The sequence below is a fragment of the Williamsia maris genome (genome assembly GCF_024171815.1).
In the GTDB taxonomy this organism is placed as follows: Bacteria; Actinomycetota; Actinomycetes; order Mycobacteriales; family Mycobacteriaceae; genus Williamsia_A; species Williamsia_A maris.
This window is the reverse complement of sequence record NZ_JAMTCJ010000004.1, coordinates 386,209-407,145: the sequence shown is the minus strand read 5'-3', so window position 1 is coordinate 407,145 and position 20,937 is coordinate 386,209. Positions and strand designations below refer to the sequence as shown.

The 20,937-nt window shown below is 69.1% G+C and carries 21 protein-coding genes; 16 read left to right on the top strand and 5 right to left on the bottom strand.

The window, feature by feature from the left end:
- Positions 1–63 precede the first annotated feature (63 nt).
- The 11 genes from dop to LX13_RS23345 all read left to right on the top strand — a co-directional run bounded on the left by dop (position 64) and on the right by LX13_RS23345 (position 12,073).
- Entirely contained in the window at positions 64–1,563 is a 1,500-nt protein-coding gene (gene dop / locus LX13_RS20555; protein WP_253663190.1) for a depupylase/deamidase Dop, read from the top strand.
- Positions 1,564–1,689: 126 nt separating this feature from the next.
- Positions 1,690–1,884, top strand: a complete 195-nt coding sequence (locus LX13_RS20550; RefSeq protein WP_253663189.1) for a ubiquitin-like protein Pup — start codon at positions 1,690–1,692, stop codon at positions 1,882–1,884.
- Positions 1,881–2,729: a proteasome subunit beta gene (gene prcB / locus LX13_RS20545; protein ID WP_253663188.1), complete on the top strand. Its 849-nt coding sequence runs from the start codon at positions 1,881–1,883 to the stop codon at positions 2,727–2,729. The genes LX13_RS20550 and prcB overlap by 4 nt, the downstream gene beginning before the upstream one ends.
- A complete protein-coding gene (gene prcA / locus LX13_RS20540; RefSeq protein WP_253663187.1) occupies positions 2,726–3,511 on the top strand; it encodes a proteasome subunit alpha in 786 nt (261 codons plus the stop codon). Before prcB ends, prcA begins: the two co-directional genes overlap by 4 nt.
- Before the next feature lie 72 nt (positions 3,512–3,583).
- The gene (gene pafA / locus LX13_RS20535; RefSeq protein ID WP_253663186.1) at positions 3,584–4,942 is read left to right on the top strand and encodes a Pup--protein ligase; all 1,359 of its coding nucleotides are present in this window, start codon (positions 3,584–3,586) and stop codon (positions 4,940–4,942) included.
- A gap of 26 nt (positions 4,943–4,968) precedes the next feature.
- Complete coding sequence (locus LX13_RS20530) at positions 4,969–5,964, top strand: helix-turn-helix transcriptional regulator (protein WP_253663185.1); 996 nt, start codon at positions 4,969–4,971, stop codon at positions 5,962–5,964.
- A complete protein-coding gene (locus LX13_RS20525; RefSeq protein WP_253663184.1) occupies positions 5,961–6,971 on the top strand; it encodes a helix-turn-helix transcriptional regulator in 1,011 nt (336 codons plus the stop codon). Before LX13_RS20530 ends, LX13_RS20525 begins: the two co-directional genes overlap by 4 nt.
- An 83-nt stretch (positions 6,972–7,054) precedes the next feature.
- Entirely contained in the window at positions 7,055–7,321 is a 267-nt protein-coding gene (tatA, locus tag LX13_RS20520) for a Sec-independent protein translocase subunit TatA (RefSeq protein ID WP_253663183.1), read from the top strand.
- A 55-nt stretch (positions 7,322–7,376) separates the two neighbouring features.
- On the top strand, positions 7,377–8,336 hold the full coding sequence (gene tatC / locus LX13_RS20515; protein WP_253663182.1) for a twin-arginine translocase subunit TatC: 960 nt from the start codon (positions 7,377–7,379) through the stop codon (positions 8,334–8,336).
- Positions 8,323–11,151, top strand: a complete 2,829-nt coding sequence (locus LX13_RS20510; RefSeq protein ID WP_253663181.1) for a DEAD/DEAH box helicase — start codon at positions 8,323–8,325, stop codon at positions 11,149–11,151. Before tatC ends, LX13_RS20510 begins: the two co-directional genes overlap by 14 nt.
- A gap of 121 nt (positions 11,152–11,272) precedes the next feature.
- The gene (locus tag LX13_RS23345) at positions 11,273–12,073 is read left to right on the top strand and encodes a DUF4333 domain-containing protein (RefSeq protein ID WP_301301523.1); all 801 of its coding nucleotides are present in this window, start codon (positions 11,273–11,275) and stop codon (positions 12,071–12,073) included.
- Between the two features lie 13 nt (positions 12,074–12,086).
- Here LX13_RS23345 and LX13_RS20500 read toward each other — a convergent pair whose 3' ends face one another.
- Entirely contained in the window at positions 12,087–13,025 is a 939-nt protein-coding gene (locus LX13_RS20500) for a 5'-3' exonuclease (RefSeq protein ID WP_253663621.1), read from the bottom strand.
- Between the two features lie 68 nt (positions 13,026–13,093).
- Here LX13_RS20500 and LX13_RS20495 point away from each other — a divergent pair, with 68 nt between their 5' ends.
- A complete protein-coding gene (locus LX13_RS20495) occupies positions 13,094–14,209 on the top strand; it encodes a M24 family metallopeptidase (RefSeq protein ID WP_253663180.1) in 1,116 nt (371 codons plus the stop codon).
- A gap of 7 nt (positions 14,210–14,216) precedes the next feature.
- Here the strand turns inward: LX13_RS20495 and LX13_RS20490 are convergent, their stop codons facing one another.
- Together LX13_RS20490 and LX13_RS20485 are read right to left on the bottom strand one after the other, a co-directional pair.
- A complete protein-coding gene (locus tag LX13_RS20490) occupies positions 14,217–14,597 on the bottom strand; it encodes a hypothetical protein (RefSeq protein WP_253663179.1) in 381 nt (126 codons plus the stop codon).
- Positions 14,598–14,601: 4 nt separating this feature from the next.
- Positions 14,602–15,012, bottom strand: coding sequence for a pyridoxamine 5'-phosphate oxidase family protein (locus tag LX13_RS20485; protein ID WP_253663178.1), 411 nt, complete (start codon positions 15,010–15,012; stop codon positions 14,602–14,604).
- 277 nt (positions 15,013–15,289) lie between these two features.
- On the opposite strand from LX13_RS20485, the gene dprE2 reads away from it, so the two are divergent.
- Genes dprE2 through LX13_RS20465 form a run of 4 tightly spaced genes read left to right on the top strand, consistent with a single transcriptional unit; the run spans position 15,290 to position 18,813 of the window.
- Complete coding sequence (dprE2, locus tag LX13_RS20480) at positions 15,290–16,078, top strand: decaprenylphospho-beta-D-erythro-pentofuranosid-2-ulose 2-reductase (RefSeq protein ID WP_253663177.1); 789 nt, start codon at positions 15,290–15,292, stop codon at positions 16,076–16,078.
- A 7-nt stretch (positions 16,079–16,085) separates the two neighbouring features.
- Positions 16,086–17,291: a precorrin-6y C5,15-methyltransferase (decarboxylating) subunit CbiE gene (cbiE, locus tag LX13_RS20475; protein WP_253663176.1), complete on the top strand. Its 1,206-nt coding sequence runs from the start codon at positions 16,086–16,088 to the stop codon at positions 17,289–17,291.
- Positions 17,288–18,061 carry a precorrin-4 C(11)-methyltransferase gene (cobM, locus tag LX13_RS20470; RefSeq protein ID WP_253663175.1) on the top strand — a complete coding sequence of 258 codons (774 nt, stop codon included), beginning with the start codon at positions 17,288–17,290 and terminating at the stop codon, positions 18,059–18,061. Before cbiE ends, cobM begins: the two co-directional genes overlap by 4 nt.
- A complete protein-coding gene (locus LX13_RS20465; protein WP_253663174.1) occupies positions 18,058–18,813 on the top strand; it encodes a cobalt-precorrin-6A reductase in 756 nt (251 codons plus the stop codon). The genes cobM and LX13_RS20465 overlap by 4 nt, the downstream gene beginning before the upstream one ends.
- Here LX13_RS20465 and LX13_RS20460 read toward each other — a convergent pair.
- Together LX13_RS20460 and LX13_RS20455 are read right to left on the bottom strand one after the other, a co-directional pair.
- Positions 18,779–20,311 (bottom strand): precorrin-2 C(20)-methyltransferase, encoded by a 1,533-nt coding sequence (locus LX13_RS20460; protein WP_253663173.1) that lies wholly within the window; start codon positions 20,309–20,311, stop codon positions 18,779–18,781. The genes LX13_RS20465 and LX13_RS20460 overlap by 35 nt on opposite strands.
- Positions 20,308–20,931, bottom strand: coding sequence for a precorrin-8X methylmutase (locus LX13_RS20455; RefSeq protein WP_253663620.1), 624 nt, complete (start codon positions 20,929–20,931; stop codon positions 20,308–20,310). Before LX13_RS20455 ends, LX13_RS20460 begins: the two co-directional genes overlap by 4 nt.
- Positions 20,932–20,937 lie beyond the last annotated feature (6 nt).

Sequence of the window (20,937 nt, the reverse complement as noted above, 5' to 3'; positions counted from 1 at the left end):
CCACGTGTTCCGTCACCGAGTGGGTCGTGAAGGCCCACTCGGTGGTGGCACTAGGCTTTGGTGATGCAGCGAATCATCGGCACCGAGGTCGAGTACGGGATCTCCGCGCCCAACGATCCGAGCGCCAATCCGATCATGACGTCCACGCAGGCCGTGCTGGCCTACGCGGCCGCCGCCGGTGTCCCGCGCGCCAAGCGCACCCGGTGGGACTACGAGGTCGAGTCGCCCCTGCGTGATGCACGTGGCTTCGACTTCAGCCGCGGGTCCGGACCGGCACCGATCATCGACGCCGACGAGGTCGGCGCGGCCAACATGATCCTCACCAACGGTGCCCGTCTCTACGTCGACCACGCCCACCCCGAGTACTCCGCGCCCGAGGTCACCGACCCGATGGACGCGGTGATCTGGGACAAGGCGGGCGAGCGGGTGATGGAGGCCGCCGCACGACACGTCGCGAGCGTTCCCGGCGCCCCGAAACTCCAGCTCTACAAGAACAACATCGACGGCAAGGGCGCCTCCTACGGCACCCACGAGAACTACCTGATGGCCCGCGAGACCCCGTTCGCGTCGGTCATCACCGGTCTCACACCGTTTTTCGCGTCCCGACAGGTGTTCACCGGTTCCGGTCGGGTGGGCATCGGTCAGTCCGGCGACGAACCCGGCTTCCAGCTGTCGCAGCGGGCCGACTACATCGAGGTCGAGGTCGGCCTCGAGACCACCCTCAAGCGCGGCATCATCAACACCCGCGACGAGCCGCACGCCGACCCCGAGCGCTATCGGCGTCTGCACGTCATCATCGGCGACGCGAATCTCGCCGAGACCTCCACCTACCTCAAAGTCGGCACCACCTCGCTGGTGCTCGACCTGATCGAGGCCGGCGTCGATCTCTCCGACCTCGAACTGGCCCGTCCGGTGCACGCCGTCCACGTCATCAGCCACGATCCCGGCCTGACCGCGACCGTCGCGTTGTCCGACGGCCGTGAGATGACCGCGATTGCGCTGCAACGGATCTATCACGAGCGGTGCGCCCGCTTCCACGCCGAGAACCACAGCGACGACGCCCGCGCCAAGCACGTCCTCGACACGTGGGCCGACATCCTCGACCGCCTCGACCGCGACCCGATGGAGTGCTCGGACCTGCTCGACTGGCCCGCCAAGCTGCGGCTGCTCGAGGGCTTCCGGCACCGCGAGGGGCTGGGCTGGTCGGCACCGCGCCTGCAGCTGGTCGATCTGCAGTACTCCGACGTCCGTCTCGACAAGGGTCTCTACAACCGTCTCGTCGCCCGCGGCTCGATGCAGCGTCTGACCACCGAGGCGCAGGTCATGGAGGCCGTCGGCACCCCGCCGGAGAACACCCGCGCGTACTTCCGTGGAGAGTGCCTGCGCCGTTTCGGCGCCGACATCGCGGCGGCGAGCTGGGACTCGGTCATCTTCGACCTGGGCGGCGACTCGCTGGTCCGCATCCCGACTCTCGAGCCGCTGCGCGGCAGTCGCGCCCACGTCGGCGCGCTCCTCGATTCGGTCAACTCGGCCGCCGAACTCGTCGACCAACTGACCAACTGAGGTCGCCCCCGACACCGTCGTCCGGTGTCGTGGCGCAACCCGTTCACAACCCCATCGGCGGTAGGGTGGTCACACGGAGCTCCCGCTGGTGCACCAGTGGGGGATCGCAGGCTCAAGGAGGCAGCAATGGCGCAGGAACAGACACGGCGAAGTGGTGGCGGGGACGACGATTCCGGTTCGGGCCCCGACACGAGTGCCGGTCAGGAACGTCGCGAGAAGCTGGCCGACGACACCGATGACCTGCTCGACGAGATCGACGACGTGCTCGAGGAGAATGCCGAGGACTTCGTGCGCGCGTACGTGCAGAAAGGCGGCCAGTGAGCGACCAGGTCAACTCGCTCGGCCGGGACCTCTCCTCGTTCTCGGATTATCTTCGACAGAACGCGCCGGAGTTGTTGCCGGACAAGGCATTTGCCAACGTGACGGGTAGCGATTCGATCCCGCACGGCACGACGATCGTCGCAGTGAACTACCCCGGCGGGGTGCTCATCGCCGGTGATCGCCGCGCGACCGCTGGCAACATGATCGCCAGCCGCGACATCCGCAAGGTGTTCGTCACCGACGAGTACTCGGCCGCGGGCATCGCAGGCACCGCGGGTATCGCCGTCGAGATGGTCCGGTTGTTCGCCGTCGAGCTCGAGCACTACGAGAAGCTCGAAGGCGTCCCACTCACGCTGGACGGCAAGGTCAACCGGCTCGCCGGGATGGTCCGCGCCAACCTGGGCGCGGCCATGCAGGGCCTGGCCGCCATCCCCATGCTCGTCGGATACGACCACGACGGCACCGACCCGGACCGCAGCGGTCGGATCTTCTCCTTCGACGTCGCCGGCGACCGGCACGAGGAGTTCGGTGGCTTCCAGGCCATCGGCTCCGGCTCGGTGTTCGCGAAATCGGCGCTGAAGAAGCTCTACCGACCGGACCTCGACGCGACGTCCGCGTTGGGCATCGCGGTCGAGTCCCTGTGGGACGCGGCCGACGACGACTCCGCCACCGGCGGTCCGGACACCGTCCGCCGGATCTACCCCACGGCGGTCACCATCGGCGCCGACGGTGCGGTCGAGGTCGACCGCGACCAGATCGAGATCGCCGCTCGCGCGGTCATCGACGCCCGTTCCGCGCAGTATCAGGACAATCGGGGCGACACCGCACCAGGAGCTCACGCATGACGTTTCCGTACTACGCCAGTGCCGAGCAGATCATGCGCGACCGGTCCGACCTGGCGCGCAAGGGAATCGCCCGCGGACGCAGTGTCATCGTGTTGACCTACCCCGGCGGCGTCCTGTTCGTCGCGGAGAACCCGTCGAACACGTTGCGCAAGGTCAGCGAGATCTACGACCGCATCGGCTTCGCGGCCGTCGGCAAGTACAACGAGTTCGAGAGCCTGCGCAAGGCGGGTATCCAGCACGCCGACATGCGTGGATACAGCTACGACCGCGCCGACGTGAGCGGGTTGTCGCTGGCCAACGCCTACGCGAGCACGCTGGGAGCGGTGTTCACCGAGCAGCCCAAGCCCTACGAGGTGGAGCTGTGCGTCGCCGAGGTGGCGCGCGCGGGCAGCTCGAAGAGCTCGCAGCTCTACCGCATCACCTACGACGGCTCGATCAACGACGAGACCCGGTTCCTGGTCATGGGTGGCGCCAACGAGTCCATCTCCACCGCGATGAAGGAGAGCTACGACCCCGAGGCGGACCTGGCCAGCGCGCTGGCCGGCGCGGTCGCCGCTCTCGGCACCCCGGCGGCGCCCGCGAACGGCACCCCCGCCACGTCGACACCCGCCGAGCCGCGGGTGCTCACACCGGGTGACCTCGAGGTCGCCGTGCTCGATCGGGAACGGCCGCGACGTGCGTTCCGTCGACTCAGCGCGGAGGTGGTGGCGAGCTACCTGCCCACACCGGACCCGTCCGTCGCGGAGCCGACCGCCGAGGGCGACGCGCACAGCACCGACTGATCGTCGCTCCACCGGCCTCCTCACGGCGGCGCTTGCCGACCGCGAACCGCCCACACCGGTAGGGTCGATGGAGTGGAACGACGAATCATGGGCATCGAAACCGAGTTCGGGGTGACCTGCACCTTTCACGGACATCGGCGCCTGAGTCCCGACGAAGTCGCGCGCTATCTGTTCCGGCGGGTGGTGTCGTGGGGTCGATCATCGAATGTGTTCCTGCAGAACGGTGCACGGCTCTACCTCGACGTCGGATCGCACCCCGAGTACGCGACCGCCGAGTGCGACAGCCTCGTGCAGCTCATCAACCACGACCGTGCGGGCGAACTCGTGTTGGAGGAGCTGCTCATCGACGCCGAGCGGCGCCTCGCCGACGAGGGCATCGGCGGCGACATCTACCTGTTCAAGAACAACACCGACTCCGCGGGCAACTCCTACGGCTGCCACGAGAACTACCTCGTGGTGCGGGCGGGGGAGTTCTCCCGGATCTCCGACGTGCTGCTCCCGTTCCTGGTCACGCGCCAGCTCATCTGCGGCGCAGGCAAGGTGCTGCAGACCCCCAAGGCCGCCACCTACTGCCTGTCGCAGCGGGCCGAGCACATCTGGGAGGGCGTCTCCTCCGCGACCACCCGGTCGCGTCCGATCATCAACACACGCGACGAACCGCACGCCGACGCCGAGAAGTACCGGCGTCTGCACGTGATCGTCGGCGACTCGAACATGGCCGAGACCACCACCATGCTCAAGGTGGGCACCGCGGCCCTGGTGCTCGAGATGATCGAGGCGGGCGTCGCGTTCCGGGACTTCGCCCTCGACAACCCGATCCGCGCGATCCGCGAGGTCAGCCACGACACCACCGGGCGGCGTCCGGTGCGTCTGGCCGGCGGCAGGCAGGCGAGCGCCCTCGACATCCAGCGTGAGTACCACGCACGTGCGGTCGAACACCTGCGCAACCGCAAGCCCGACCCGGAGATGGACCGTGTCGTCGACCTGTGGGGGCGCACGCTCGACGCGGTCGAGTCGCAGGACTTCTCCGGCGTCGACACCGAGATCGACTGGGTCATCAAGCGCAAGCTCTTCCAGCGCTACATCGACCGGTACGACATGGACATGTCGGATCCGAAGATCGCGCAGCTCGACCTCGCGTTCCACGACATCAAGCGGGGACGCGGGGTCTTCGACCTGCTCTCCCGCAAAGGCCTCGTCGCGCGCGTCACGACCGACGAGGCGATCGCCGCCGCGGTCGACGAGCCGCCGCAGACGACCCGCGCGAAGCTGCGCGGCGACTTCATCTCCGCAGCGCAGAAGGCCGGGCGGGACTTCACCGTCGACTGGGTGCACCTCAAGCTCAACGACCAGGCGCAGCGCACCGTGCTGTGCAAGGACCCGTTCCGCAACGTCGATGAGCGCGTCGATCGCCTGATCGCCTCGATGTAGTCCGCGGACCACTAGGCTTCTCCTCCGTGGCAACCTCCAAAGTCGAGCGGCTGATGAACCTGGTCATCTGCCTGCTGTCGACGCGACAGTTCCTGTCGGCCGAGCAGATCCGCAAGAGTGTGGCCGGCTACAGCGATTCCCCGTCCGACGACGCCTTCAACCGGATGTTCGAGCGCGACAAGGGCGAACTGCGCGATCTCGGTATCCCGTTGGAGACCGGTCGCGCGTCGGGGATGGTCCCGGTCGACGGCTACCGCATCAACCGGGACGCCTACGAACTGCCCGACATCGATCTCGACCGCGACGAGGCGGCCGCGGTCACCATGGCCGCCGCGCTGTGGGACACCCCCGAGCTCGCGGCGACCGCGCACACCGCACTGCTCAAGCTGCGGGCCGGCGGCGTCGACCTCGCCTCGGATTCCGAACTCGATGTCGGCGTGCACTCCGCCACACCGCGATCGATGGGCTCGGAGTCGGTCCTGGGTCCCCTGCTCGCCGCGGTCGACCACGGTCGGGGCGTCACCTTCGGGTACCGACCGACACGCAACCGTCCGTTCACCCCCCGCAGCCTGGAGCCGTGGGGCGTCGTGACGTTCCGTGGTCGCTGGTATGTGGTCGGCCACGACCACGACCGCAACGACACGCGCACGTTCCGGCTGTCGCGGATCGGTGGCGACGTCCGCGAGATCGACGTCGCGACCCCAGCGGAGCGTCCCGCGGACCTCGACCTGCAGCAGATCGTCGCCTCGGCCGTCGGCCACGTGGACCCGCCGGATTCCGCCCAGAGCGCGCGGGTATGGATCGCCGAGGGCCGTGCCGAGGGGCTGCGTCGCAGCGCCCGCGAGCTCACCGCCCACGACCTCGACGGACGCCGTGGCTCCATCGCCGAGATCCCACAGTGGTCCGTCGAAGGCCTGGCCCGTCGGGTGCTGGGCGCCGGCGCCGACGCGGTGGTGCTCGAGCCAGTCGAGCTCCGCGACCGTGTGATCACCGAACTGCGCGCGCTGGCGGTGTCCCGATGACCGGCCCGGCCGGCGCCAAGGCGTCGGCGAGCTCGGGGGTCCCGTCGCGGTTGAGTCGACTCCTGGCGATGGTCCCGTACTTCCTGGCCCATCCCGGGATCAGCGCGGCCGACGCCGCCGCCGACCTGGGCACGACCCCCGCCCAGGTGATGACCGATCTCAACCAGCTGTGGATGTGCGGGCTGCCGGGGTATTCGCCCGGCGACCTCATCGACCTCGCGTTCACCGAGGAGAGCATCGAGGTCACGTTCTCGGCCGGGATGGACCGCCCGCTGCGGCTCACCGCGACCGAGGCGTCGGTCCTGCTGGTCGCACTGCGCGCGTTGATCGACGTGGGGGGCCTGTTGGACACCGCCGCGGCGCAACGCGCCATCGCGAAGGTCGAGAAGGCGGTCGGCACCAGCATCACGGTCACCGACGAGCCCGGACCACCCGCACCTGCCGACACCTCGACGGGACCGATGTCGACGGTGCGGGATGCGGTCCGCCTGACGCAGGCCGTCTGGATCCGCTACTACTCGGCGTCACGGGATGCGGTGTCCGAGCGCGTCGTGGACCCGGTCCGGATCCAGGTCGTCGACGGGGCGAGCTATCTCGAGGGCTGGTGCCGCGAGAGCGAGGGCATCCGACTGTTCCGGCTCGACCGGATCGACGACGCCCGTCTGCTCGACGAGAAGGCCGTGGTCCCCGCGTCCCCCGATTCCGGCGCGACCCTGGCGTTGTTCAACGCTGACCCGCAGTTGCCGACGGCCGAGATCGAGATCGACCCGTCCCTCGCCTGGGTCATGGAGTACTACCTGATCGACCCGGTGGCCGATCCCCACGACGCAGCACCGGATCCCGACGCACCGATCGCGGCGACCATGACCTACGGGTCGCCGGACTGGCTGACGCGATTCCTGCTCGGCTTCGGCGGTCGGATCCGGCTGCAGAACGCGCCCCAGATCGCCCTCGACGTGTCCGACCGTGCGTCGGCCGCCCTGGCCGCCTACGGCGACGACACCTGACCCCTGCGTGGCGACATGACGCCACACCGACGGCCCGGTCCGGTCCGGTAGCATCGAGAACAGTCAACTTCGGAGGTACGACAATGGGCGCCATCCAGCCGTGGCACATCATCATCGTGGTGATCGTGTTCCTGGTCCTGTTCGGATCGAAGAAACTTCCCGACGCGGCCCGCGGTCTCGGTCGGTCGATGCGCATCTTCAAGAGCGAGGTCAAGGAGATGCAGAACGACGGCAAGAAGTCCGACGCCGACACGAAGGACGAGACCGACGACCCGGCCTCCCGTCAGATCTCGGCGCCCGCACCCACGGACTCCGCGCACGTCACCGACAACGAACGTCGTAGCGCCTGATCCTCGCGGCATCGCGGCCGATCCACACCTCGCGTGAGGAACCGAGAACCACACTGTGCGCATATCCCTTGATCCGCGCCGTCGGCGGCAGAAAGTCAACCCCGAGGGCACGATGTCGCTCGTCGAGCATCTCTACGAGCTGCGGCGACGCCTGCTGATCTCCGTCATCGGCATCCTCTTCACCACCATTCTCGGATTCGTCTGGTACTCCTACGGGTTCTGGCATGTCGAGTCGCTGGGCAACCTGCTCCGCGGACCGTATTGCGACCTGCCGCAGAGTTCCCGCGCGACGCTGACCCCCGGCGACGAGTGCCGGTTGCTCGCGACCGGTCCGTTCGACCAGTTCACGCTGCGCCTCAAGGTCGCGGTCACCGCGGGTGTCGTGATGGCGTGTCCCATCTGGTTCTTCCAGATCTGGCAGTTCATCACGCCCGGTCTGCATCAGAACGAGCGGAAGTACGGCGTCTCGTTCGTCGCCGCGGCCGCGTCGCTGTTCGTCGCGGGCAGCATCCTGGCGTACCTGGTGGTCGCGAAGGCGTTCCACTTCCTGCTCACCGTCGGCGACAACGTGCAGGTGACCGCCCTCGACGGTGGGCAGTACTTCAGTTTCATCCTGCATCTGCTGATCATCTTCGGCGTCAGCTTCGAGGTGCCGCTGATCATCGTGGCGCTCAACCTGATCGGGGTTCTCAGCTACGCACGACTCAAGGCATGGCGGCGCGGCCTGACGTTCGGCCTGTTCGTGTTCGCCGCCGTGGTCACCCCGGGGTCGGACCCGTTCACCATGTTGGCCCTGGCGCTCGCACTGACCGTCCTGTTCGAGTTCGCGGTGCAGTTCGCCCGCATCCACGACAAGCGCAAGGCCCGGCGCCTCGGCGAGAACTGGGAGCACCTCTCCGACGACGAGGCGTCGCCGATCGAGCATCGCCCCGACACGGTGAGCGCGTCGACCTCGGTGGGTGCATCGAGCGGCCCGATCGCGACCCGTGTCGGCGAGTTCGATGACATCCTCTGAGACCGCGCCGACACCGACGCCCATCGACCGACCCGCGTTGCGGGAGTTCACCGATCGTCTCGACTTCGCGCTCGACCCGTTCCAGGTGGAGTCGTGCGCCGCGCTCGAGGACGGCCACGGGGTTCTGGTGTGCGCGCCGACCGGTGCGGGCAAGACCATCGTCGGTGAGTTCGCGGTGCACCTGGCGCTCGCGGCGGGCACCAAATGCTTCTACACCACCCCGATCAAGGCGCTGAGCAACCAGAAGTTCTCCGATCTGGTCGCCGTGCACGGTGCCGAGAACATCGGCCTGCTCACCGGTGACAGTTCGATCAACCCCTCGGCGCCGGTGGTCGTGATGACCACCGAGGTCGTCCGCAACATGATCTACGCGAACTCGCCTGCGCTGAACGGGTTGTCGCACGTGGTGATGGACGAGGTGCACTTCCTCGCCGACCGGTTCCGCGGCGCGGTGTGGGAGGAGGTCATCCTCCACCTCGAGCCGTCGGTGAAGGTGGTCAGCCTGTCGGCGACGGTCAGCAACGCCGAGGAGTTCGGCGACTGGATCAAGACCGTCCGCGGCGACACCACGGTGGTCGTCGACGATCACCGTCCGATCCCGCTGTGGCAACACATGATGGTCGGCAACCGGATCTTCGACCTGTTCGAGCGCACCCCGCGCAACGGTGAACGCCCGCAGGTGAACTCGGAGCTGACCCGCTACATCAAGCAACGCGAGATGGTCAGCGACCACGAGAGTCCCCACGGTCGTCGTGGGCGTGGCGGGCCGCCGCGTCGCGGACGTCCGGCCGGCATCATCTCCCGCCCCGATCTCATCGCACGTCTCGATCGCGACGGACTGTTGCCCGCGATCGGCTTCATCTTCTCGCGCGCCGGGTGTGAGGCCGCGCTCGACCAGTGCGTCCGGTCGGGGCTCAGCCTCCTGCAGCCGGCCCAGTCGGCGCAGGTCGAGGAGGTCGTGAACCGGTACGTCGGTGACCTCACCGAGGCCGATCAGGACGTCCTCAACGTGGACACGTGGCGCGCCGGGCTGATGCGTGGGCTCGCCGCCCACCACGCCGGGATGCTGCCCGCGTTCCGGCACGCGGTCGAGGAACTGTTCGTCCGTGGCCTCGTCCGAGCCGTGTTCGCCACCGAGACCCTCGCGCTCGGCATCAACATGCCGGCGCGGTCGGTGGTCCTCGAGCGCCTCGTGAAGTACAACGGCGAGGCCCACGTCGACCTGACCCCGGGCGAGTTCACCCAGCTCACCGGTCGCGCCGGTCGCCGCGGGATCGATGTCGAGGGGCACGCCGTCGTCGTCTGGATGCCCGAACTCGACCCGACCCGGGTCGCCGGGCTCGCCGGAGCACGCACGTTCCCGCTGCGCAGTTCGTTCGCGCCGGAGTACAACATGGCGATCAACCTGATCGGTCGCCTCGGTCTGGCCGGCGCGAAGAACCTGCTGGAACGCTCGTTCGCGCAGTTCCAGACGGACCGTTCCGTGGTGGGACAGCACCGCAAGATCGACACCGCGCGGCGGACGCTGGGCAAGATCGACGTCGAACTCTCGGGGCGGGCGTCGAGCGTCGGTGTGGAGCCGGGCGATCTGGCGACCGGAGACGCCGCCGCAGCCGACGATCACACACCCACCGACGACTACGACGGTTTCCTCGGGTACATGCGGCTGCGCGAGGTCATCCGGACCCGCGAACGCGAGCTGAAGTTCGAGAAGCGGATGACCGCGCAGGCGAACACCGTCGACGAGCTGTCCGCGCTCAAGCGCGGGCACGTCATCGCCCTACACGGCGGTCGGCACCGCGGGCTGGCCGTGGTCATCGAACCCGCCACCGACCGTCGCGACCCCAAGCCGATGGTGCTCTGCGAGGACGCCTGGTGTGGGCGTGTCGGCACCGCCGACTTCCTGAACCCACCCGAGGTGCTCGGCAACATGCGCCTGCCCCGACAGGTGGACCGTCGGACCGGTCGCGGCCGGCGCGACCTCGCGTCGTCGTTGCGGGCCACCGGGATCGACGTACCCCGCGGGCGGCAGTCGCGACGGTCTCCGGCCGCAGACGACCGCGAACTCGGCCTGCTCCGTTCCCGGCTGCGCGCCCACCCGGCGCATCAGCTGCCCGCAGGCGACGAGCTGTTCCGCCTGGCCGAACGCCGCAACCGCGTCGAGCGTGAGATCACCGCCCTGACCGAGTCGGTCAGCACACGCACGTCGACGCTGAGCATCACCTTCGACCGGATCGTCGGGGTGCTCACCGAGCTCGGCTACCTCGTCGACGGACCCGAGGGTGTCGTGGTCACCGATTCCGGGCGCACACTCAGTCGCGTCTACAGCGAGAGCGACCTGCTGATCTGCGAATGCATCCGCGCGCAGGTGTGGGACGCGTTGACCCCACCCGAGCTCGCCGCGGTGGTCTCCGCGGTGGTCTACGAGTCCCGACGCGATTCCTACTCCGGGCCCGATCTGGTCACCGGACACCGCGAGGTCCGTGACGCGCTGCAGGACACCCACCGGGCCTGGCGGACGCTCGCACATCTGGAGAGCCGACACAACGTCGGTGTCACCCGTGAGCCGGACGCCGGGTTCGCCACCGCGATGTACACGTGGGCGTCGGGCCGGTCGCTCGCCGAGGCGTTGGCCGCGGCCGGTGAACGTGGTCGGCCGTTGCCTGCGGGCGATTTCGTGCGTTGGAGCCGTCAGGTCATCGACCTGCTCGAACAGATCCGGATGAGTGCCGGGGGAGAGGGCCGTCTGGCCCGCTCGGCGAAGTCGGCGGTGGGGTGCATCAAACGCGGTGTGGTCGCGGTGGAACTGGGCTGATCCGGCCTCGGGACACGGCGCCGACGACGCCGATCACCCCCGGTGCGGTGCGGTATGTTCTCCTCACGAGAGCGGGCCGCGGCGCGGACGCCGACGGCCATCCTGATCCACGGAGGGAACCATGAGCGACCCCCACAACCCCGACGAACCCCGGCAGCAGGGGGACCAGGGCGCTCCCGCCGGCGGCCCGGACGCCGGCAGTCCGTGGTCGGGTGGATACCAGCAGCCCGATCAGACCCAGCCGCAGTACGGACAGCAGCCGTACGGTCAGCCCCAGTACGGACAACCGCCCGCGTACGGGCAGCCGCAGGCGGGTTCGTCCCCGTACGGTCAACCCGGTTCCGAGCAGCCCGGCCCGTACACGGGCCCCAGCCAGCCGCAATACGGACAGCAGCCCTACGGCGACCCGCAGTACGGACAGCCGCCGTACGGTCAGCCCGGCTACGAGCAACAGCCCTACGGTCAGCAGGCACCCGGTACCTACGGTCAGCCCGGGTACGGGGCGCCGGGCCAGCAGCCGTACGGACAACCGCCCGCCGGTGGGCCGGCAACCCCCGGCCAGGACCAGTTCGCCGCGATGAACCGCCCTCTGCGCGACCGGAAACCGTTCCGGATCGCGGTCGTCGGCGCAGTGGTGGCGATCGTAGTCGTGATCCTCGCCATCACCGCGTTCGTCGCCCCCGGCTTCGCGGTGAACAAGGAACTCAACCAGTCCGCGGTACAGGACGGCGTCAAGTCGATCCTCGAGAAGGACTACCAGGCAACCGAAGTCGGCAACGTGAGCTGCCCGGACGGTCAGAAGGTGGAGAAGGGCAAGACCTTCGACTGCACCGCCACCGTCGCCGGCGCGCAGCAGAAGGTCACGATCACCTTCCTCGACGACAGCGGACGCTACGAGGTCGGTCGACCCACCGCCAACTGAACCGGGTCGCGGGTCACCACCGCTCGTTCCATCCGAGTGCCGTGGCCAACCGGTTCACCGACGAGCCGATCCCGAGTTCGGCGACCAGCGCGGCGATCCGGTCCGGGTCGGCGGGTCCGGCCGGGATGATCCCCTCGCCGTCTCCCTCGATCTCGGCGTCGGTGCGTACGAAGACCACGGTCCGGGCGGCCTGCAGGTAGTCCGCCGAATCGACGATGGACGCCCGGATGCGCGGACTGATGGACTTGTCACCGGATCGTGCCGCGGCCTCGATGTCGTCCAGGGTCCCGAACTGCGCCAACAGTTTTGCGGCCGTCTTCTCGCCGACACCGGTCACACCGGGCAGCCCGTCGGACGGGTCGCCACGCAACATCGCCAGCTCCGCGTACGCGGTGCCGGGTCGCGCAGGCGGGACATCGTATCGCTCCGCGACCTCCTCGGGACCGAACATCTCCGCACGATTGACGCCCTTGCCGACGTAGAGGACGCGCACCTCGACGGGGTCGTCGACGACCACCTGCAGCAGATCCCGGTCGCCGCTGACGACGACCACCCGATCCCGCGTCTCCGAATCGGCCAGGGTGCCGATGACGTCGTCGGCCTCACATCCGTGCGCCCCGGCGCTCGCCAGACCCGCTGCGGTCAGGAAGTCGGCGATCATGTCCACCTGCGGGGTGAGGGTGTCGGGCACCTCTTCCACGGAGTTGCCGTCCGCGACCACCTCCGCGACGCGTTGCGCCTTGTACGACGGGATCAGGTCGGTACGGAACTTCGGGCGCCAGTCGTAGTCGAGGCAGACCACCAGTCGACGCGGGTGCTCGCGGTTGACGAGCACGGCGATCATGTCGACGAACCCGCGGATCGCGTTGACCGGGCGGCCGTCGGGGGCGGTGATCTTCTCGGGGATCCCGTGGAAGGCGCGGAACCAGAGGCTCGCGCCATCGAGCAACATCACCGGAGCTGTCATAGCTGATCACTGTGCCAGATGGTCGCGGGCACAGATCGCCTACGGTGGAAGCCATGACTGAGCAACGGTTTTCGAGTCAGGTGTACGCCGACCGTCTCACCAGGGCGGCCGCGGTCGCAGGCGAGGCGCAGGTGGAGGCGTTGATCGTCGGCCCCGGGCCTGATCTGGAGTACCTCACCGGGTCGACGGCCAGCACGTTCGAGCGCCTGACAGCGCTGGTCGTGCCCGCGTCCGGCGCACCCTGGGTGGTGGTCCCGCGTCTCGAACTCGCCGCGCTGCGGGCGTCGGCGGTCGGCGAACTCGGCATCGACACCCGCGACTGGGTGGACGGCGAGGACCCGTACGCGCTGGCCCTGGACGGGATCGCCACCGGTGCGGCCGTGGCCGTCTCGGATGCATTGCCCGCCCTGCACCTGATCCCGTTGGCCGACCGGCTCGGGTCCGCACCGATCCTCGCGACGCCGGTGCTGAGTCGGCTGCGGATGATCAAGGACCCGGCCGAGATCGACGCCCTGCGACGGGCGGGAGCGGCCATCGACCGGGTGCACGCCCGGATGGGTGAGTTCCTGATCGCCGGCCGGACCGAACGTCAGGTCGCCGACGACATCACCGTCGCGATCCTCGCCGAGGGCCACACCGAGGCGGCGTTCGTCATCGTCGGTTCGGGTCCGAACGGTGCCGACCCTCATCACGAGGTGTCCGAGCGCGTGATCTCCTCGGGCGAAGTCGTCGTCATCGACATCGGTGGACCCGTTGCGCCGGGCTACAACTCGGACTCCACCCGCACCTATGCCGTCGGTGCGCCGTCGGAGGACATCGCGGCTCAGGTCGCCATCCTGGAGCGGGCCCAGCAGGCGGCGGTCGACGCGGTCCGTCCCGGTGCGCGGGCGCACGACATCGACGCCGCCGCGCGCGATGTCCTCGTCGACGCCGGACTCGGTGAGCAGTTCATCCATCGGACCGGTCACGGGATCGGTCTGTCGGTCCACGAGGAGCCGTACATCGTCGCCGGCAGCGACGTCACGCTCGAGACAGGGATGGCGTTCAGCATCGAACCGGGCATCTACTTCGCGGGGAAGTGGGGAGCGCGCATCGAGGACATCGTCGTGGTGACCGACAACGGGTGCGAGCCCGTCAACACCCGGCCCCACGGACTGACTACGCTCTAGCGGGGAGTCACAGATCCGGACGTGCGGTGACCTCGTCGACGAGGTTCTTGGCGTCGAGTAGCCCGAGGCCGGGGTGGTTCTCCCGCAGCAGGCGGATCGAGTCGATCCGGTCCTCACCCTCGGCCATGGCCGCGACGACATCGTCGAAGGGGACCGTTGCCGGATTCTTGCGCGGGTAGGTCATCGCCGGCCGTTGACGGCCGGTGACCCTGCGGTAGGTCGACCAACACACGCTGATCGACAGACCGACCCCGACGATCGCGAGACTGACGCGGTACACCGACGGGTGGTCGAACGCTTCGCTGACGTAGCCGACGGTGAGCACGACGATGGCCACGTTGGCGATGCAGCCTGCCCATGTCTCCAGTCGTTCCCGACGCTGTGACACGCGGTCAGTTCTCGGTCGAGAGCAGGCTCTGCGACCCCAGGATGCGGGTGACGCTGATCTCGATGACCACGCGACGCGGGTTCACCTTGGGCTGGCGGTAGCGCAGCGCGTAGCGGCGAACCGCCTCGGCGATGTCGTCGGCGTCGCGGCTGATGCGAGCCGGGCCCTCGAGGGTGAGCCACCGCGGGCCGTCGACATGGGTAACCGAGGCGTACTGACCGCGGTCGGTGTTGCGGACCTTCTGGCTGCCCTCGAAGGTGATGACGCGCGCCAACTGGCGTTCGGCATCGTAGGTGACGCCGACCGCGACCGAGTGCGGCGTGTTGTCCGCGCGCAGCGTCGTGAGGCTCGCGAGATGTCGGTCGGTGAGGAACTCCAGGGCGGCAGGGGTCAGATCACTCGCGGTACGGGGCACGAACCCAGCGTATCCGCGCTCCGCGGAGCGCGATCCCACCCCCGCCGACCGTGCCGAAACCACCCGCCCACCGTGCCGAAACCACCCGCCGAGTGGGCCGAAACCACCTCTCGACCGTGCCGACACCGACGACCTACCGCTCAGATGCGCATGGCGCAGTCGGTTGGGCACGGTCGGTGCGTCGCTTGGGCACGGTCGGTGCGTCGTTTGGGCACGCTCGGTGCGCTGTAAGGGCACGGTCGGCGTTGGTCGCGGGTCTGAGATGCGGGGTGGAACAATGACCTCCGTGAGCAGAGCCGGACGACCCACGACCCCCGACGGTGTGATCCTCCTGTTGGGTGGGCGCAGCGAGATCGGCCTGGACGTCGCTCGCCGCCTCGCCGACGGAGCGGTCGTCGTCCTGGCGGCACGACGTCCCGACGACCTCGACGCGCAGGTGCGGGTCATCCGCGACGCGGGAGCGACCGCCGTGCACACGGCCGGGTTCGATGCGGATGACATCGCGAGCCACACACCGTTCATCTCCTCCATCGTCGCCGAACACGGCGCCATCGGGGTCGCGATCGTCGCGTTCGGGATCCTCGGCGACCAGGAGCGTGCCGAGACCGACGTCGCCCACGCCCTGCAGATCGCCCACACCGACTACATGGCCCAGATCAGCGTGCTCACCCCGCTGGCGCAGGTGATGCGGGCCGCCGACGCCGGGTCGATCGTCGTCTTCTCGTCGGTGGCCGGGATCCGCGTCCGCCAGGCCAACTACGTCTACGGCTCGACGAAGGCCGGCCTCGACGGATTCGCGTCCGGACTCGCTGATTCCCTGCACCACACCGGTGTCCAGGTCCTCATCGCCCGGCCCGGTTTCGTCATCGGGGCGATGACCAAGGACCTCATGGACTCCGGCGTGAAACCCGCACCCCTGTCCAGCACACCGGAGCAGGTGGCGGCTGCCGTCGTGACGGCGCTGCACCGCGGCCGACGCACCGTCTGGATTCCCTGGGCCATCCGTCCGGCGATGTTCGGCATGCGGCTGCTGCCGCAGGCCGTGTGGCGGCGGATCCCGCGGTGACGCAAACGTGAGCGAAGCAGCTGTCGTCGTCATCGGTATCGGTGCGGACGGGTGGAACGGGCTCGGCGACACCGCCCGTGACGAACTGCGACACGCGACCCTCATCGCGGGGTCGACGAGGCAGCTCGACCTGCTTCCCGAACTCGACGCACGACGTCACGCGTGGAGTTCGCCGATGCTCGACGACCTCCGCGCGGTCCTCGACGCGCCGCCGGAGACACCCGTGCACATCCTGGCCAGCGGCGACCCGATGTTCCACGGCGTCGGGACGACGATCATCCGCCACGTCGGAGCCGACCGCGTCCGGGTCGTCCCCACCGTGTCGAGCGCGTCCCTGGCGGCCGCACGACTCGGATGGGACCTCACCGACACCCGCATCGTCAGCCTGGTCACGGCTCCGGTCACCTCGCTGGCCCGCGACGTCAGCGACGGGGTGCGGCTGCTGATCCTGAGCCGCGACGCCACCACCCCGGGCGCGATCGCGGACCACCTCACCCGGTCCGGGCACGGGGAGTCGCACGTGACCGTGCTCGAACAACTCGGCGGCGCCGACGAGACGATCGCGGACGGAACCGCGAACACCTGGAGCCGAGCGCCCGGGGACCGGCTGAACATCGTGGCGGTGGAGTGTGTCGGCCCGGCATCGTCGCGGCAACCGGGTCTGCCCGACACCGACTTCGACAACGACGGGCAGTTGACCAAGACCGCCGTCCGCGCCCTGACGGTCACCGCGCTACGCCCCGCGCCCGGGCAGCTGCTGTGGGACATCGGCGGCGGCGCGGGTTCGGTCGTCATCGAGTGGCTGCGCACCGAGAACAGTTGTCGCGCTGTGGTGTTCGAGACCGACCCCACGCGTCGCGAACGAATCCTCGGCAACGCCGACCGTCTCGGCGTCGGCACCACGATCACCGTGGCCGGCGAGGCACCGCAGGCCCTGCACGGCGCACCGACACCCGACGCGGTCTTCATCGGGGGCGGGCTGTGCACCGACGGCATCGTCGAGGCGAGCTGGTCGGCGCTGCGCCCCGGCGGCATCCTGGTCGCGAATGCGGTCACCATCGAATCCGAAGCCGCGGTGCTGCACTGGCATCGAACACACGGTGGTGAACTGCGGCGAGTACACCTCGAGCACGCCGCCCCACTGGGGTCCATGACGACGTGGCGCCCGGTACTGCCGGTCACGCAGTGGATCGTCACCAAGGAGCAGTCATGACCGTTCACTTCATCGGTGCCGGCCCCGGTGCCGCCGACCTGATCACCCTGCGGGGTGCACAGACCCTGGCGCGGTGTCAGACCTGCCTCTACGCCGGGTCTCTCGTCCCCGACGAGATGCTCGAGCACTGTCCGACGGACGCGGTGATGATCGACACCGCGCGGATGCCTCTGGACGAGATCATCGGGCACATCCGGACCGCGGACGCCGCCGGTCACGACGTGGCGCGACTCCACTCGGGTGACCCGTCGTTGTACTCGGCGGTCGCCGAACAGATCCGGGCCCTCGACGCCGTCGGGATCGGTCACACCATCGTTCCCGGCGTGCCCGCCTTCTCGGCGGCCGCCGCGGCGCTGGGACGGGAACTCACGGTTCCCGGGATCGGCCAGTCGCTGCTCATCACTAGGGTCTCCACATTGTCGACGGACATGCCGGCGGGGGAGACGCTCGCCGAACTCGCCGCGACCGGCGTCACGCTCGCGTTGCACCTGGCGGCGCACCGCGTCGACCAGGTCCAGGCCGACCTCATCGAGCACTACGGACCGCAGTGTCCCTGTGCGGTGGTCGCTTTCGCCAGCCGCGACAACGAACAGATCCTCCGGTGCACACTCGACCGTCTCGCCGCCGAGACCACGGCCGCCGGCATCGTGCGGACCGCGGTGATCTTCGTCGGACCGGTGCTGGCGGCCAGCGGGTTCCCCGACAGCTACCTCTATTCACAGGCGAGGATGACCAAGGTCGCCGGCGAGAACGGTTCCGCCCGAACATGAACGGTCGGGGTCCGGTACTGATCCTCGGCGGCACGGCCGAGGCGCGTGCACTCGCCGCCGAACTGGACGACCGCGACGTTCCGTACATCTCCTCGCTCGCCGGGCGGGTGCAACAACCCCGACTTCCAGTCGGGGAGGTACGCATCGGTGGATTCGGTGGCCCGACGGCGCTGCGTGCATGGATTGTCGACCACGACTGCCGCGCCGTGATCGACGTCACCCACCCGTTCGCCCAACAGATCTCACGCAATGCCGCGGACGCCACCACACCGCTGGACGTACCCCTCATCGCGTTCCGCCGTCCGGAGTGGGTCCCCACGGCCGCTGACCGCTGGACGATCGTCGACGACATCACCGCCGCCGCGGCCGCGGTGTCCGGTCACGGCCGTCGGATCCTGCTGACCACCGGGCGTCAGGACGTGACCGCGTTCGCCGGTGACGACTCCGCCCTCTACCTGATCCGCGTGGTCGACCCGCCCACCGGTGACCTGCCCCCGCACCACCGGATCATCCGTAGTCGCGGCCCCTACGATCTCGATTCCGAGCTGACACTGCTGCGCGACAACGACATCGACACGCTGGTGACGAAGAACAGCGGCGGGGAACACACGCGGGCGAAACTGGTCGCCGCACGGGAACTCGGCGTGGCGGTGGTGATGGTCGCACGACCGCCGTCGCCGGTCGGGGTCGATGTCCTCGACACCGTCGACGCCGTGATCAGTCGGCTGCTGGACCGTAGCGCCGAGAGGTGAAGACGGCCGCGCCGCCGGCCCGGTCGACCACACGGGTGGTCGACGACCCGACGATGATCAGGGTGCGCATGTCGACCTGAGCCGGGATCAGCGCACCCGCGCTCGTCACCGACACCGCCTCGTCCGGCCCTCCGACATCGCGACCGAGGACCACGGGCCGATCGACACCGACGATCTCGACCAGAATGCGTTGCAGCGCCTCGACCTGCCACGTGCGGCTCGCCGATCCCGGGTTGTAGATCGCGATCACCAGGTCCGCCTCGAGCGCAGCACGGATACGCCGTTCGATCGTCTCCCACGGCTTGAGTCGGTCCGAGAGCGAGATGACGGCGTAGTCGTGTCCGAGCGGGGCTCCCACCGCCGCGGCCACCGCATTGGCCGCGGTGACGCCCGGGACCACCCGCACACCGACGTGCTCCCATGCCGGTTCGGCCGCCATCTCGACCACCGCCGACGCCATGGCGAACACCCCGGGATCACCCGACGAGACGACGACGACGCGCGCACCGCGGGCGGCGAGATCGAGTGCCATGCAGGCTCGTTCGGATTCCACCTTGTTGTCACTGGCGTGCATCCGCTGGCCGGTGCGGGGCGTGACCCGCGCCAGATAGGTCTTGTACCCGACTATGTCGGTGGCCCGGGCGAGCTCGCCCGCGACCTCCGGCGTGGTCCACCGGTCGGCGCCGGGGCCCAGGCCCACGACGACCACCTCACCGACCGCGACATCGCCCCCTGCGTCACCGCCGGTCACGGATTCGCTGACGGGACGGTTGAGTGCACCGGGGACGACGACCATGGAGAAGTAGGGGACCGACGTCGGATCGACCTCACGGACCGGGATGACCCGCTGGGTGCCGGTGGACGCGCGTTCGACATACCAGGCCACGTCGGCGAGACCTGCGGTCTCCAGCGCATCGAGCACCCGGGGGAACGTCCGACCCAGCTTCATGATCGCCACGGCGTCGCTGTCGCGCAGTCTGCGAACCAGTTCGTCGTCGGCCATCGTGCCCGGCAACACGGTCACGGTCTCGTCGGCCTCGACCCACGGGATACCCACCGCCGCGGTGCTCGCGCTGACCGACGTGACCCCGGGGACGATCTCGGCCTCGAAGTCGGCGGACAGGCGTTTGTGCATGTGCATGTAGCTGCTGTAGAACAGCGGATCACCCTCGGCGAGCAACGCGACCGAGCGCCCGGCGCGCAGATGCACGGCCAGCCTCTGCGCCGCCGCGGTGTAGAACTCCTCCAGCGCGCCCCGATAACCACCGGGGTGGTCGGTCGTCTCCGTGGTGACCGGATACATCAATTCCTCGAAGACCTGCTCGTCTTCCCGCACATAGGGTTTCGCGATACCCAACGCCACGCTGCGACCGTGCCGCGCACAGTGGTAGGCGACCACATCGGCCTCACCGATCACGCGAGCGGCCTTGACGGTGACGAGTTCGCTGTCACCGGGGCCGATGCCGACACCCCAGAGTTTCCCGGCCACGTCGCTCATTCCACCGGGCTCGCCAGAGCATTCACCGCGGCGGCGGTGATGGCCGAACCACCGCGTCGGCCCAGCACGGTGATGAACTCCAGATCGGCACGCTCGGCGAGTGCCGCACAGGATTCCGCCGCACCGATGAACCCGACCGGCGCACCGACCACGGCCGCGGGACGGGGACCACCGGCGTCGATCTGTTCGAGCAACGCGAACAGCGCGGTGGGCGCATTGCCGATCGCGACGACGGCACCCTCGAGCATCGGTTCCCACAGGTGCACCGCGGCAGCGGTTCTCGTGGTGTGCAGTTGCTCGGCCAGCCCCGGGGTGCGGGGATCGCCGAGCAGACACAGGACGTCGTTGTCGGCGGGCAGGCGACGCCGGGTCACCCCGGAGGCGACCATGGTCGCATCGCAGAGGATCGGTGCGCCTGCGTCGAGTGCCGAGCGCGCCGCACGGACGAGGCCCGGGGTCGCGACGACATCGGCGGGCAGGTCGGTCTGTCCGCACGCATGGATCATGCGGACGACGACCCGCTCGACGTCGTCGTCGTAGGACGACAGGTCGGATTCGGCCCGGATGGTGGCGAAGGACTGCCGGTAGATCTCGGCGCCGTCGTGGATGTAGGAGTACATGTCGGG